The 14,155-nt window shown below is 72.2% G+C and carries 12 protein-coding genes and 1 pseudogene; 4 read left to right on the plus strand and 9 right to left on the minus strand.

Annotated elements, in window-relative coordinates; all coding sequences use genetic code 11:
- Positions 1–126 precede the first annotated feature (126 nt).
- Complete coding sequence (locus ABD369_RS25750) at positions 127–1,410, minus strand: MFS transporter (protein WP_344638922.1); 1,284 nt, start codon at positions 1,408–1,410, stop codon at positions 127–129.
- Positions 1,411–1,500: 90 nt separating this feature from the next.
- On the opposite strand from ABD369_RS25750, the gene ABD369_RS25755 reads away from it, so the two are divergent.
- Positions 1,501–2,076 (plus strand): CGNR zinc finger domain-containing protein, encoded by a 576-nt coding sequence (locus tag ABD369_RS25755; protein ID WP_344638923.1) that lies wholly within the window; start codon positions 1,501–1,503, stop codon positions 2,074–2,076.
- 347 nt (positions 2,077–2,423) lie between these two features.
- Here the strand turns inward: ABD369_RS25755 and ABD369_RS25760 are convergent, their stop codons facing one another.
- Positions 2,424–3,032: a helix-turn-helix domain-containing protein gene (locus tag ABD369_RS25760; RefSeq protein WP_425557770.1), complete on the minus strand. Its 609-nt coding sequence runs from the start codon at positions 3,030–3,032 to the stop codon at positions 2,424–2,426.
- 180 nt (positions 3,033–3,212) lie between these two features.
- On the opposite strand from ABD369_RS25760, the gene ABD369_RS25765 reads away from it, so the two are divergent.
- Positions 3,213–4,241 (plus strand): alpha/beta fold hydrolase, encoded by a 1,029-nt coding sequence (locus tag ABD369_RS25765; protein WP_344638925.1) that lies wholly within the window; start codon positions 3,213–3,215, stop codon positions 4,239–4,241.
- 147 nt (positions 4,242–4,388) lie between these two features.
- Here ABD369_RS25765 and ABD369_RS25770 read toward each other — a convergent pair whose 3' ends face one another.
- Positions 4,389–5,519 carry an amidase domain-containing protein gene (locus ABD369_RS25770; protein WP_344638926.1) on the minus strand — a complete coding sequence of 377 codons (1,131 nt, stop codon included), beginning with the start codon at positions 5,517–5,519 and terminating at the stop codon, positions 4,389–4,391.
- Positions 5,520–5,805: 286 nt separating this feature from the next.
- Positions 5,806–5,964, minus strand: coding sequence for a hypothetical protein (locus ABD369_RS25775; RefSeq protein ID WP_344638927.1), 159 nt, complete (start codon positions 5,962–5,964; stop codon positions 5,806–5,808).
- A 178-nt stretch (positions 5,965–6,142) separates the two neighbouring features.
- Between ABD369_RS25775 and ABD369_RS25780 the strand changes: the two are divergent.
- Positions 6,143–6,229, plus strand: a pseudogene (locus ABD369_RS25780) (hypothetical protein); the annotation flags it as partial.
- A 146-nt stretch (positions 6,230–6,375) separates the two neighbouring features.
- Here ABD369_RS25780 and ABD369_RS25785 read toward each other — a convergent pair.
- The 3 genes from ABD369_RS25785 to ABD369_RS25795 all read right to left on the minus strand — a co-directional run bounded on the left by ABD369_RS25785 (position 6,376) and on the right by ABD369_RS25795 (position 10,009).
- Positions 6,376–7,704, minus strand: a complete 1,329-nt coding sequence (locus tag ABD369_RS25785) for a cryptochrome/photolyase family protein (protein WP_344638928.1) — start codon at positions 7,702–7,704, stop codon at positions 6,376–6,378.
- Between the two features lie 504 nt (positions 7,705–8,208).
- Positions 8,209–9,504: an MFS transporter gene (locus ABD369_RS25790; RefSeq protein WP_425557764.1), complete on the minus strand. Its 1,296-nt coding sequence runs from the start codon at positions 9,502–9,504 to the stop codon at positions 8,209–8,211.
- A 31-nt stretch (positions 9,505–9,535) separates the two neighbouring features.
- Positions 9,536–10,009 carry a hypothetical protein gene (locus ABD369_RS25795; RefSeq protein WP_344638929.1) on the minus strand — a complete coding sequence of 158 codons (474 nt, stop codon included), beginning with the start codon at positions 10,007–10,009 and terminating at the stop codon, positions 9,536–9,538.
- 260 nt (positions 10,010–10,269) lie between these two features.
- Here ABD369_RS25795 and ABD369_RS25800 point away from each other — a divergent pair, with 260 nt between their 5' ends.
- Complete coding sequence (locus tag ABD369_RS25800; protein WP_344638930.1) at positions 10,270–10,560, plus strand: hypothetical protein; 291 nt, start codon at positions 10,270–10,272, stop codon at positions 10,558–10,560.
- Here ABD369_RS25800 and ABD369_RS25805 read toward each other — a convergent pair.
- Positions 10,552–11,043, minus strand: a complete 492-nt coding sequence (locus tag ABD369_RS25805; protein ID WP_344638931.1) for a GNAT family N-acetyltransferase — start codon at positions 11,041–11,043, stop codon at positions 10,552–10,554. The genes ABD369_RS25800 and ABD369_RS25805 overlap by 9 nt on opposite strands.
- 150 nt (positions 11,044–11,193) lie before the next feature.
- Positions 11,194–13,659 carry a hypothetical protein gene (locus ABD369_RS25810; RefSeq protein ID WP_344638932.1) on the minus strand — a complete coding sequence of 822 codons (2,466 nt, stop codon included), beginning with the start codon at positions 13,657–13,659 and terminating at the stop codon, positions 11,194–11,196.
- Positions 13,660–14,155 lie beyond the last annotated feature (496 nt).

Consider the following 14,155-nt stretch of genomic DNA (forward strand, 5'->3'; position numbering starts at 1 on the left):
GTGGGGCGCCGGACCGGGCGCGGCGTCCACGACGGGAGCCGACGGGTACCAGTGCCGTGCCATCACCATGCCGGGATTCTCGCTCACGTGGATCCGTCGCATCCGACCGCCCCGGTTCTGCACGCGTCAGCCGCCCGGGCGCGGGCCGTCAGCTCCCCCGGGCTGCGCCCCTGCTGCCGCGCCCTGTGGCCGATCCGCCGGGGGCGCCGGGATGCGGAGCCGGGCGGCGCGGTGGGGGCTGCGCCGGATCAGCAGGTAGCTCAGTGCCGCCGCCGTCTGGAGGACGGCGATGCCGATCAGGTACCGGGGCCCGGAGTTCGGGGTCGCCAGTCCGGCGAGGGCCGAACCGACGGCTGCGGCGGAGATCTTCAGTCCGGCGCCGATGGTGAACACCTGGGTCCGCATGGCCGGTGGAGCATGATGGGCGCGCAGCCGCAGGGTGGCGGTCAGCAGGAGTCCGTCGCAGGCGCCGGCGATCGCGAAGAAGGCCGCAGCCGCGAGGGGCAAGGGGACGATGGCTGCTGCCGCAAGGCCGATACCGGTGCCGAGCATGCCGAGCACGGCGAGGCGGTGCGGCGGTGCAGCGGGCCGCGCGCGGGCGATCGCAACGTTGCCGGCCAGGGCCCCGGTTGCGAATGCGGTCATGAGCAGGCCGCCTGCTTCGGGATGGTTCCGGCTTTCGCCGAGGAGCACCGCGATCGTGGTCAGCCCACCGATGCCGACGAAGGCGAGGGACGTGGCCGCGGTGATGGCACGCAGCTCCCGGTACCGCCAGACCGTCGCGAGTCCTGACGCCAAGTCACCACGCAGCCGGATCGCCACACTTGTGTCACGGGCGGGTTCGGGGTGGAGGGGCAGCACGGCCACCAGTGCGGCGGCGCAGGCCGCGGCTACGGACATGACGGACATGGCCGCGGCGGGCGAGAGACCGGCGGCGAGTCCGGCGACTCCGGGCCCCGCGATGGCGGCGGCACTGTAGACGACGGCGTCCCACGCGTAGGCGCGGTCCTGGTCAGAGCCCGCCGGGCAGATGCGGGTGACCAGGCTGGACATGCCACCGGAGACGACCGGGCCGCAGCAGCCTCCCACCGCCGCCACGGCCAGCACCACGGGCAGGGGAATTCGGCCAACACCGAACCCGAGTAAGGCAATTGCCATGGCGAAGCCGCCGAGCGCGCTCGTGTGGAAGAGCCGGGGCCGCCGTGCCCGAGCCGCCAGGGCGCCGGCCAGCGGTGCGGCCAGGACATGCGGTGCCATCCACGCCGTCAGCACGAAGGCGCCCTGCGCCGCACCGCCGGTGCGATGCACGGCAAGCGTTACCACGGCCAGGGCCACGCCCTCGTCGGCCAGTCGCGCGCAGAACGCCGTCACCAGGTACTGCCGCACTCCCGCGCGTCCCTGCACGTCCACCCCTGACATGTAACGGGAATCTTCAGCAAGACGTTACACTAGGCGCGCGGCAGGATGGGCCGCCAGAAGCGGAACGCGGGAGGAACTGCCATGCGGCAACAGGGATTCCAGGCCTCGCAACGTCTGATCGACATCGCCAACGCGGTGCGCTCCGACCCCGACCTGCCTCGCAGCGCGGTCGCGGACCTGCTCGCACTCCACGGCGAGCATCCGGATGACCTGACGGAAGCGGCGCTCTCCGAACAGGATGCCCAGGCCCTGCGAAGCGCCGCGATCCGCATGTTCGGGCCCCTGGCCGAAACCGACACCGACCGCGCCGCCCTCGCTCTCAACGCCCTCCTGGCCGAGCATGCCGCCGCCCCCCGCCTGTCCCGTCACGACGGTCACCCCTGGCACCTCCACGTGGACCACGGTGACGATGCAGGCTGGGCGGACTGGTTCCTGGCCGCCAGCGCCCTGGCCCTGGCCCAGATCCTCAGCGAACACGGCCGCATCACCTGGGGCGCATGCGCGGCGCCGAACTGCCGGAACTTCTATCTCGGCATCGGCTCCGGCAGCCCTCGCCGCTACTGCTCCACCACCTGCGCGTCCCGCGCACGCGTCGCGGAGCACCGCCGTCGCAAGCAGGCGGAGCGGAGGCCCTCTCCCACAACGGAACGGTTCTGAACGGCTGCCATTCCCCCATCGACCCGGCTCGGTTCTGCCGCTGATTCAAGCGTACGGCCCGAGAGTTACCGGCAGCGGCCTGGCCGCCGACGCACGCGGCGCGGCCTGCGACGCCGCCTGCCACGCGCTGGACGGCTCCGGCGCGGTGATCGAAGCACGATCGAGGCCGCCTGCCATCCGCGCTCGACCCCAGGCAGTCCACAGATCGCCGACGAGCACTACCCCGTCGCCCCGCGCGGCGAACGCACGGCTCTCCATGATGGACATCATCCTCACCGGGACCGTACCCCCTGGTCAGGAGTGTCCGCCAAAGCGAATCAAGCCCATGTTGGGACGAGTTCCGGATCTCACGGCTGTGTCTGGTGACCGGCCCGGCCGCGATTTGGCTGGTGTGCCCCGCGACCAGCGGCTGGAGGGGTGCGCGGCCGTAGGCGCTCACCCTGGGGCCCGAACATGATCAGGTACTCGACCGGTCCGCCGGGGCCGGCATTCGCGACTCCGTGCGGGGTGCGGGTGTCGAACTCGGCGACGTCCCCGGCGGTCAGGACGAGGTCCTGGTCGCCGAGCGCGAGCCACAGCCGCCCGTACAGGACGCACAGCCATTCGTAGCCGTCGTGGGAGATCTGCCGCGGCCGCCCGGGCGGCTCCTCGACGGCGGGCAGGACGTGCTTGTGGGCGTGGAGGCCGCCGACGTACCGGGTCAGCGGCAGCACCGCCTTGTCGTCGCCGAAACGCCGCAGCGCGGAAGGCCGGGGCACCGTCGCGGGTGCGGTGCCGGCCAGCTCGTCCAGGGAGACGCCGTACTCCTTCGCCAGCTGCAGCAGCACTTCCAGGGTGGGCTTGCGGCGGCCGGTCTCGATCCGCGACAGCGTGCTCGGCGAGATGCCGGTCGCCCGGCCGACGCCGTTGAGCGTCGCACCGCGGTGCTCGCGCACGGTCCGCAGCCGAGGGCCCATCGCCGCCAGCTTGTCCACTATGCCGTCGTCGTCCGCCACTTCGCCCTGTTCCTCTCCGGCCGTGATGACCTGGCCCCTTCCTGCAAGTTTGTCAGAATGGCAACGCTGATCGCGTCGGACGGCCGCCGCGCCGCATGATCGACGGGTACCCGCGTCCGCCCGCGAACCGAGGAGAAGCCCATGCAACCCGAGCCGTCCGCCGAACTCCGCCACCGCACCGTCGAGGCCCCGGCCGGGCGCCTGCACCTGGTCGAGCAGGGCGCCGGCCCGCTGGTCGTGCTCGTGCACGGCTTCCCCGAGTCCTGGTACTCCTGGCGCCACCAGCTCCCGGCCCTCGCCGCAGCCGGCTACCGGGCGGTGGCGATCGACGTGCGCGGCTACGGCCGCTCCTCCAAGCCCGCCGCGAGCGACGCCTACCGGATGCTCGACCTGGTGGAGGACAACGTCGCCGTCGTGCGCGCCCTCGGCGAGGAGAGCGCGGTGGTCGTCGGCCACGACTGGGGCTCCAACATCGCCGCCGCCTCCGCCGTGCTCCACCCCGAGGTCTTCCGCGCCGTCACCCTGCTGAGCGTCCCCTACGCGCCGCCCGGCGGGCCCCGCCCCACCGACGTCTTCGGCCAGATCGGCGGCCCCGAGCAGGAGTTCTACGTCTCCTACTTCCAGGAGCCCGGCCGTGCCGAGGCGGAGATCGAGCCCGACGTCCGGGGCTGGCTCGCGGGCTTCTACGCGGCCCTGTCCGCCGACACCATGCCCGCCCAGGGCGAACCCGACCCGCACTTCGTCGCCCGCGGCGGCCGGCTGCGCGACCGCTTCCCCGCCGGCACGCTCCCTGCCTGGCTGAGCGAGGACGACCTCGACGTCTACGCCGGGGAGTTCGAGCGCACCGGCTTGACCGGCGCCCTCAACCGCTACCGCAACATGGACCGCGACTGGGAAGACCTCGCCCCGCACCGCGGAGCCCCGATCACGCAGCCGTCCCTGTTCATCGGCGGTGCCCTGGACGCCTCCACCACCTGGATGGCCGATGCCATCGACGCCCACCCCGCCACCATGCCCGCCCTGTCCGCCTCCCACCTCCTGGACGGCTGCGGCCACTGGATCCAGCAGGAGCGGCCCGAGGAGGTCAACCGCCTGCTGACCGACTGGCTCGCCACCCTCCAGAGGTCCGGCCAAGATGCCTGCAAAGCCCACACTGAGGTGATCCTGTAGACCGACCCACCGTCAGTCGGTCTGGAGGGCCGGGAAGTCGGCGCGGGAACAGGCTGGAACGGGTCCCACCGCCGGTCACAGGCGGTTATGCAGGCCCCGCCGTCCGCTCGTCACAGACGCGGACGGCAGGGCCTGCGGCACCGACCGTCAGGTGCGGTAGGCGAAGTACACCGCGTTCGGGTTGGACATCACCAGGCTCGCCACCGACCTGCGGTAGGTGTTGTTCGAGTGGTAGGTCACGTACGGCATGCCGCTCGGGCTCCGGTACGTGACGATCATGGAGTGGTCCTTGGAACCGTCACGGTCGAAGTCCATCTGCAGGATGTCGCCGACGCCCAGCTGGTAGACGTTCGCCAGGTTCGTCACCCGCTTGCTGGAGAGCGCGAACCAGGACCACTCGTTGACGCCCACCCAGGACCAGCTCTGGCCCGAGGAGTTGGACCACCAGCTGTGGTAGTCCGAGTCGGCACCGGGGGCGTCCTTCCAGCCGCCCGCCTTCAGCGACTGGCTGATGAAGTTGGTGCAGTCCCCGCCGGCGCCGTTGTAGTGCGGGTAGGCGGGGTTGTAGTTGTTCCAGTACTTCTCCGCGTACGCCGCCATGGCCGCGTAGTTGTACCCGCTGCTCCCTGCGGTCTTCGGGCGCGCCGCCGCCGGCCAGGAGGTGGCGGCAGGGGTCCCCTCCGGAGGATCGGCGTCCACGGGATTCGCCACGGGTGCGGCGGGCTCGTTGACCGCGGGGGCGCCGGCATCCTCGCTCTTGATGGCCGTCAGTTCCCAACGCCCGTGGGAGGCGGCGAAGGTCACGTTGTGGTGTGCCTGGAAGCCGGTCGTCGCGGGCTCGCTACCGTGGGCGTTCTTGTAGGTCAGGGTCGTGGTCTCGGTGACCTCGACATCGGCCCGCCCGCCGCTGATCTTGACCTTGTCCACGGAGACCTGGGTGTTGCCGGCGCCGTACGCCTCCCCCGCGGCCGCCAGTCGCGCCTTGCGGTCCCGCAACGAGGAGACCGCGGTGTCCTCGGCCCGCGCCAGGCCGGCCGCCAGGCCGACGCGCGCGTCGGACCGCAGGGCTTCGCGCCGCGCCGGGGCCGTGTCCAGGAGCGCTGCCGTCCGCTGGCCCAGGACGGCCTGGGTCATCCGCTGGAAGGACGCGACGGTCGCCTTGTCCGCCGTCCCGCCAGTCCCGGCCGCATCCGCGGCCGAGGCCGACGGGAGCGATGCGGCCGACAGGACCGCCGTCACCGCAACGCCCACAGCGGAGCTCAATATGGTTCGCCTCACGTGGTTATCTCCCCTAACGCCCGGTCAGCTCTGGCCGGGCAGGGGAATCTTCGCATCTTTTCGGGGGTCTTCGCCCGAAAACCATCCAAACCGATAAATTGATGACCGTCTGTCAATCGGCACCTGCGGAGCCGGGCAGCCATGGAGAACTTGTCGGCATGCGGAGCGCCCTACGATGCAGCGCCACACTCCGTGCCGTACGGGCCCCGCACGCCCGGACTCTCGGCTCACCGACCGTTCCCGGGCGACGCGCCGGCGGGGGCGATGAGTCACCCGTAGTCATGGTTCAGGCACGGATGGCGACCAGGGTGATTGCAGTCAGCGGAGCGTCGCCACCGAGCTTCCAGGGCATCGCAGAGAGCCTGACGAAGCCGACGCGGGCCGAGTGGTCGCCGTCTTCGGCGGCTGGTGGGAGCCTGGCGGCGGTGGGCGAGGAGGTGGCCATGCCGGCTTGGCGGTTGCGGGATTTCCACGACGACGATCTCGATCAGGCGATCGAGATCTGGGACCAGAGCCGTCTGAGCGAGGAACCGCTCCCGGTCTTCCCCGTCTCCGAGGTGATGGCCGCCGCGCGAGCGCGCCAGCCCGCCGTGGTCGCGGTGGTCGGTGACGAGCTGGTGGGCATGGCCGTGGCCCAGGCGCAGGCCGAGCGCGCCTGGGTGATCCTGGTGGCGCTGGCCGCCCGCTGGCGCAGTCGCGGGATCGGCAGCTCCCTTCTCACGGAGCTGGAGCGGCGGCTGCGGGCCCTGGGAGTGCGCCGGATCAGCGCGCCGATGCCGGAGGGTGCCACCGGCATCGGCGCACCCGGACCTGACGGCGGATGGCCGCCCCTGCTGCACACGCCCTTGACGTGTGGTCAGTCCAGGCCGCGCCCGGTACGGAGGCGGGTCGAGATGTCCGTGGGGTCGATGATCGGTTGCGGGTACCCACCGGGGGTCCGCGCCAGCTTCCAGGGCCGGTGGACAGTTCGGCCCGGAAGGTCGGCGAGTTCGGGGACCCATCGGCGGACGTAGGCCCCGTCGGGGTCCAGGCGGTCCGCCTGGGCGAGCGGGTTGAGGATCCGGTTGGGGCGGGTGTCGGTCCCGGTACCGGCCACCCACTGCCAGTTGAGCTGGTTGTTGGCGATGTCGCCGTCGACCAGCAGGGCGAGGAAGTGACGGGCACCGATCCGCCAGTCCTGGTAGAGCGTCTTGGCCAGGAACGATGCCGTCACCAGGCGGGCGCGGTTGTGCATCCAGCCCTCGTGGGCGAGTTGGCGCATGCCGGCGTCCACGATCGGGAAACCGGTGCGGCCCTGGCGCCAGGCCTCGGCCTCGAGTTCGTCGTTCCACCAGCGGTCCCGCTTGGCGCGGTAGTCCGTCCAGGCCGACTGCGGCCGGGCGGCGAGCACCTGGTGGTGGAAGTCCCGCCATGCCAGCTGCCGGACGAACGCCTCGGCGCCCGGCCCGCCCTGACGTTCGGCGAGCCGGGCGAGCTCGGTGGCGGACAGGCAGCCGAAGTGGAGGTAGGGCGAGAGCCGTGACGTCGCGTCGGCGGCGAGGTCGTCGTGCAGTTCCTCGTACCGGTCGACGTTCCAGGCCCGCCACAGCCGCCGGCCGGCCGACTCGCCGCCCTCCGGCAGGCCGGGAGAGTCGGGCTTCACCCGGGGGACGGGTTCGCTCGCGATCCCGGCGGGCGTACGCAGGGCCACCGGCGCACGGTGGGGCGGGCGTTCGCCGGCCTGCCGCCAGACACGGAAGTACGGGGTGAAGACGGCGTAGTGGTCCTTGCCGGCCGGAGTGAGCTCACCGGGCGGGACGACGGTGAGCGATTCGTCGTGGACGTGCAGGCGGTCGCCCAGGTGCCGGCGCAACTCGCGCTCGCGGCGCCCGGCGAAGGCGCTCACTCCCGCCGCGACGTGTACCGAACCCGCGCAGAGTTCGTCGGCCAGCCTCGCGGTCTCGGTCGCCGAGCGGCCTCGGCGCAGCACGAGCCCGCCTCCGATCCGCCGGAGTGATCCGTCCAGATCGGTGAGGCAGTCCGCGAGGAAGGCCAGCCGGTTGGGAGCCGCGAAGCCTGCGGCTTCGATGTCGGGGTCGAGGACGAACAGCGGTACGACCTCGTCGGCTTCGTGGCAGGCGGCGCGCAGTACGGGGTTGTCGTGCAGTCGCAGGTCCTGGGTGAGCAGGGCGATGGAGACGGTCATGGGAATCCGGCCAGGGTGCTCGTCGGTACGGGAGGGGTGGGTCGGGGTCGGCGGCTTCGGGCGGGAGTGTCAGGTGGGCGCCGGTGCTGAGCGCGTACGCCTCCCGGTCGGCTCCGGTCGAGGTCGACCGGCGTCCAGGCATCGGTCTGCCGCTGCCGGAGGCCGGCAGGGAGGTCGTCAGCACGGGGCTGCCGCAACCGTACCGCCCGGGTGCCGACCGGAGTTGCGAACTCGGCGACTCGCGCTCGGGGGTGTCGTGCCCGAGCCCGGACTGGGTGGCCGAGCAGAGCGCGGAGTCGCTGTACGAGGTGGTCCGACGCCTGGGCGGACCACTCCTGTCCTACACGCTGGTCGCCATGACAAGTGGGATCAGCTTCGCCCAACTCGCCGACAACACAAGGGAATTCACCGCCAGTGGCGGGGATGGACACCGACGAGCGGCCGCGGCCCGGTGTGCGGGCCGGCCCTGCCCGGCGGCCGGGCCGGGCGGGCCCGCGGCGCCGGCTACGCCTGGGCCGACTCCGACGGCCTCAGCAGCCGGAGCAGCCGTACCGCCCACACGATCACCGCGGCCAGGGCGGTCGCGACGGCGGCAGTGGCCATTCCGGACTGGATGCCGACGCGTACCGTGACGGTGCTGGCCACCAGCGCGCCGAGCGGGACACCCAGACCCGAGGAGAGCATCCGGCGGGTGGTGTTGACCCGGCCCTGGAGCTCGGGCGGGGTGACCTCCTGGGAGTAGGTCATCGTGTTCACCAGGACCACGAGGTACGCCGATCCCCACGCCGTCAGCGCCACGAGCGCGACGCGCCAGTCGGAGGTGAGGACGACGAGAAGGCCGAGCAGAGCCCCGACGGGCAGCACCCACAGCAGCAGCGGGTAGGCGTCGAAGCGGCGCCGCAGCCGGGGCAGCAGCAGCGATCCGCCGATGCCTCCGGCACTCCAGGCCATGTAGAGCAGGCCGATCCGCCCGTCGGATCCGTGGATGCCCAGCACCCGGTCGGCGAAGACGACCAGCTGCCCGACGATGGCACCGCCGGAGAACGACTGGAGGGTGCCGACCACCGTCAGGACCCGCAGCGTGGGGTGGCCGCACAGGAAGCGGAGCCCCTCCCTGACGGACTCCCGGAGTCCCGGCCGCCTGGCCGCCGAGGGCGCGGAGCTGGGCGTGGTGTGGGCGATGGCCCGGAGGAGGAGGGCGGAGGCGGCGAAGGACGCGGCGTCGAGTGCCAGTGTGCCACCGGGCCGGAACAGCAGGATGAGTCCGCCCGCCAGGGCGTTGCCGGCGATCCTTACCACCGTTTCCGCGCCGTAAATCGCACTGTTAGCCCGGGCCAGATTCTCCTTTCCGACGACCTCCGGGACGAATCCGTACACCCCGGCGTCGAAAAAGAGGGAAAGGCTGGCCGACAATAGCGCCACCGCCAGGACATGACTGGCGGTCAGCACTCCCATGGCCCAGGCCAGCGGAATGGAGCCCAGGCAGAGGGCATTGAGCCAGTCGGTCACGATCATCAGGGCCCGCCGGTCCACCCGGTCCGCGACCGTGCCGGCGATCAGGCCGAAGGCCAGGTAGGGCAGGGTGCCGGCGGCTGAGACCAGGGAGACCAGCAGCGGGGACCTGCTCTCCTGGAAGATCAGGACGGGCAGGGCGACGGTGGTGACGGCGGACCCGAGACCGGATACCACGCGGGACGACCAGAAATAGCGGAATCCGTTAATGCCACGGAGCGGGCCTTCCTGGGGAGGTGTTGACGCTTCATCATCGATGTCTTTCTGTGACTGAGACTGTGAAGTCATACGAGTTTATAGACACAATGCCGATTTGCTGTCAATGGCCGTACCGAGAAAGGTGTTTCAGCACATTCGGCACCGGTCCGGAATGCAGGATGTGCAGGCGCCGGCCGATCCGGGTCAACGCCGCGCAGAGGTCGCCGAACCCCCGTGGAGGGGCGTCCGACATCCCCTGGGGGCCGGCCACCACGACGGAGTCGAACTCCAGCCCCTCGACCTGATGCACGCCCAGGACAACGACCCGCCGTTCGAGGTCGAGGTCCGCACTCCCGGAGACGTCGGGGACCTCTGCCGCAGCGGCCGACGCGAGCCGCTCCATCCCGGCGGACGGAACGATCGCGGCGATCCGGGCGTCCTCGCCCTCGCCGCCCGCGCCGCCGTGCCGCCACGGCGGCCAGCCGGGCCGGAAACTCCCCGAGGGTGGAACGGTCGAGACCCACCGGGCGGCAGGCGATGGGATGTCGTCCGGAGACGACCATGGCTTCCCGTGCTCCGGGAAACTCCGGTGCACGTCCGCCGGCCTCGCTCCCGTCGGTGCGGGACATGGCGAAGCCGGCATGGCGGTGGGCCGGGCTTCACATGTGCTCGCCTGCGCAGTCGCCAAGGACGGATGGGGCTGTGCAGCCCATCGCACGCGGCGCCTCGGGAAATCAGCCCGGGCATCTCGAGGATTCGACCGAGACAGTATCAGATAGCCGTGAATTGGCGCTAGTTGACGCTGACTCTACGACTCGGGAACGAGCCCACCCAGGCGCGCTCGTTCTCGACCGAGTGATCGCCGGAGTCGACGCCTGCTTCTCCCCGCCCGCGCTCACCGCGGGCACAACCCCGCCCGCGAACCTGCTGCTGGGCCGGGTGGCCGGAAGCCGGATGGCACAGCAAACGATCTTCTTCAGTGAGCAGGTCGAGGTAACCGGCCCGCCGGTCCTGCTGCTGTGCGACGAGGTCGTCCCGCCCGAAGCGCTGGACGCGACCCTCGTAGCGCGACCGACCGGCTGGCGGACCTGGCCGTTCGGAGTGCGGCCTGATCGGGTGCGCTCCGGCCGTCGGCGGTCAGCGTGAGACGGCGAGCGGGCGCCGGTACCGGATGCCCGGGCGCCCACCGATGCTGATGTCCCCCGTCGGCGTGAACCCGTTGCGCCTGAGGACGGCCATGGACGCCGGATTGTCGAGGGTGGTGACCGCAGTGAGCACGGAGAGCCGGTACGCCACGACAGCCAGCCGGCACACCTCCTCGACCGCGGCCGTCGCCGCGCCCCGGCCCGCGGCTCGCTCGCCGATCCGGTAGCCGAGTTCGGCTGTCCCTTCCGCGACGTCCACGAGGTTGACCCGGCCGATCAACTCCCCCTGGTCGTCCACGACGACGTGGAAGTGGCAAAGCCCCGCGTCCTGTTCGGCGAGCAGGGCGCGGAGCCGGGAGGCGAACTCGGCGAAGTACGCGCCCCCGCGATCCGGCACGGACCGTGCGAAGTACTCCCGGTTCTCCTGCTCGAACACCAGCAGGACGTCCGCGTGGTCCGCCCGGAGCTGCTCCAACTTCACCATGTGCGACAGCGTACGGGGCGGCCGAGTGGCGAGGCCCCGACCGGCGCCGCCCGCCGGGGTGCGAACTGCCTTGGCGCAGACCGGCAGAGCGCGAGCCACCGGAGGCGGACAAGCGGCGAGCAATACTGGCTCTGGCGTGCCGACGAGGTGTCAGGCGGTTCCGGGTCGGCGGGCGGCGGCGGTGAGGAGTTCGGGGAGGGAGCCGGTGAAGTCGGGGAGCAGGCGGAGGGCGGACGCCCACGCCTGAGGATCGGCGCCCAGGTGGCTCCGGAGGAGCCGCGCCGCCTCACGGTGAGGTGGCCGCCAACGTGGCCTGGCCGGACGGGAGTTGATGTCCGTCGCGGTGAGGAAGGCCACCACCGCGGAAGCCGGCTGGGCATGCCGGAGGACGTCGCCGGTGGTCAGCCGGCCGTCGTCGAGAGCCCGGGGCAGCCAGTCCATCCCCTCGGCGCGGGGCGCGAGGGGCTGCGCGCGCAGTGCCTCGACGAGGAGGGTCCGGGGGCAGTCCGGCGCGGAGGCCAGAGCCGCCAGCTGGGCGCCGGGCAGCGGCTCGGCGGTGTGGGCGGACATCAGCTGCGGCCAGGGCAGTCGGGTGCCCTCCGCCACCAGGTGGCGCACCCGGTCCGCGACGGAGCCGGCGGCGGTCCTGCGCAGCAGCGCCACCAGCCGCTCCGGTGCCTCCTCGGCCGCCAGCAGGGAGCGGAGCACGGCCAACCCGTCGGGCGCGGCCAGCGCCTTCCGTACGCCCCGGTGCGTACTGGCGGGTAGCGGGTGGCTGGAGTTGCGGCGGCCCGGGAAGTGCTGTTCGTCCAGGAAGGCCTCCACCTCCTGCGGCCCGTGCCGCTCCCACAGGTGGATCAGGGTGCGCAGCCGGCCGCCCTCCGTGTGCAGCCTGCACCTGCTGAGCGTCGCCCTCAGTACCCCGGGATCGCCGGAGAGGTGACCGGCGGTCAGCCAGTCGCGGCGATGGGCGGCCTTGACCTCGACGAGGTCGGCCAGGAGCTGGGGCGCGACGGGGACTTGGCCGTCGCCACGGCCCCGGCCGGCGAGGATCCGCACCCGCTCCTCGAAGGCGATCGCCCCGTACAGGTAGAGCTTCGCGTTCACCTCGGGGTCGTCGAGCTCCAGCAACTCCTCGACGTCTTCCTTCGGGAGGTCCCAGCGGGAGGCGTGGGCGATCTGTGCGGACCTGCCGTGGACGGCGGTGATCCGGTCGCGGATCCGCCGCGCGGGGCGGCCGAAGACGAGCAGGTGCTGGATCGCCCGTTCGTCGAGGAAGGGGATGAGGCTCTCCTGTGCGTCCTGCTCGGCATGTTCGAACAGGAGCTGGAAGATCCGGCGGGCGTCCTCCGGCTCCCGGGAGGGGAAGGCCGCCTTGAGCGGACGGGGCCAGGAAGCTGTCGCACCGCAGCCGGCCTCGGCGCAGGCGGCGGCCACCAGGGCGGTGGCCGTGCCCTGGAACCGGCTGACCCGCCGGTAGAGCGCGATCCAGGCGGCCGGCTCGGCCCCGAGCGGGGCGACCAGTTCGCGGACCGCCGCGCGGGTGTCCTCGCCAGCCGTGCCGGCCGTGGGCATGACGCTCAGCGCGAGGGCCGCGGGCCGCACCTCGGACAGCACCCACGTGCACGGCAGCCAACCCTCGGTCAGACCGGTGGTGAGAGCCTGCCTCAGGCGGTAGCCGGGCATGTCAAGGGCGAGATCCGGCTCGATCAGCACCGACGGCGGCAGCGGACCGGTGCCCCTGGCCATCGTCCCGGCCGGATCGGCCCGGAATCCCTCGACCGCCAACTCCGGCGGGCAGCCGGGCAGCCGGTTGAGGGTCATGATCGCGTCGACCGAGAACGGGTGGCGGCGGTGCTCGGCCCGCACCTCGTCCCAGTCGACCGCGGTGTCCTGCGGCAGGTTCCACATCGGACCGGTGCGAACCTCCGCCGTGATCTCGTCGGTCGCCGAGGGCTCACCGTGCAGCACGGCCGCCGGGTCCGGATCGGCCGCGGCCCGGCGCAGCAGCTCGACGAGCCCCGGGTGGCCCAGCTCGTCCCGCTCGGCGAGGTGGTCCGCGAGCGCCGCGAGCCCGTCGCGGCCGCCGTGGGCGAGCACGTCCCGGCAGGAGGCCAGCACCATCCCCCTCGGCAGGCTCCGGCCGTGTTCGCCCAGGGCGCGCACGACCAGCTCCGGGAACGGCGCCCGCAGCGCCGGCCGTAGCACGTGCCGGGCCGAGGGACTGAGGAGTTCCTCGACCAGTCCGCCCGACGCACGCCACGCCGGATCCGCCGGATCGGCGGCGGCCAGCACGGCGGCCCGGATCCGATGCGAGCTGTCGGCCCACCGCTTCGCCTTGTACAGCGCGCGACCGACCCCGGGATCGCCCAGGCGCGCCAGGCGCAGGTGCGCCTTGCGCATACCGGGCGCACCGGAGGAGTTCGCCGCCAGCGCGACCTGCAGGGCCCGGTCGCCGGAGGCGATGACGGCGTCCGTCAGCCGGGGCGACAACTCGTACTCGTGGCTCAGCACGTCCAGCGTCTCGTCACGCAGCCGCTCCATCAGCACGTCGATCATCGACGGCTCCGCCAGCTGGTACGCGGCCGCGATCGCGACGCGCTTGATCTCCCCCACCTGCCGACTCCTCACTTTCCAGGTACGGCAGGACGCTAGCCGGTGGGTCTGACAAACGGGACTCCGGGGCCGTCGGTCGCATCGGGCACCTAAAGGGGGCAATCCAGGAGCGGAGGCAGTCATCTCTTCGAGCCCTGGTGCAGCACATCCCGGTGGACGGCACCACCCTCGACCTGCCCGACGCGGCGGCGAACGCGGAGTTCTGCGGCCGAGGAGGTCGGCCCTCCGCCGGCCGTCATCGACTCGGAGCCTCTCGGCAGGGTCGAGGGAGCATCTTTTGAACATGTTCAGATTTGGGTTGGGCTCATTCCGACCGGCTTCGAGGGGGGAGAGTCTGATGAGGGTCGTGCTGCCCGGAGGCACCGGGCATGTGGGCAGAGGGCAGCCCGGATGCCGCCGCCCTCGCCCGGCGGGCCCCGGTCCTGACCGAGGCTCCCGGTACCCGCGCCGGGTGACGAGACGGGCCCTGACCGGGATCTCGACCGGGGACGCCGAG

This window comes from Kitasatospora cystarginea (assembly GCF_039533515.1).
GTDB lineage: Bacteria > Actinomycetota > Actinomycetes > Streptomycetales > Streptomycetaceae > Kitasatospora > Kitasatospora cystarginea.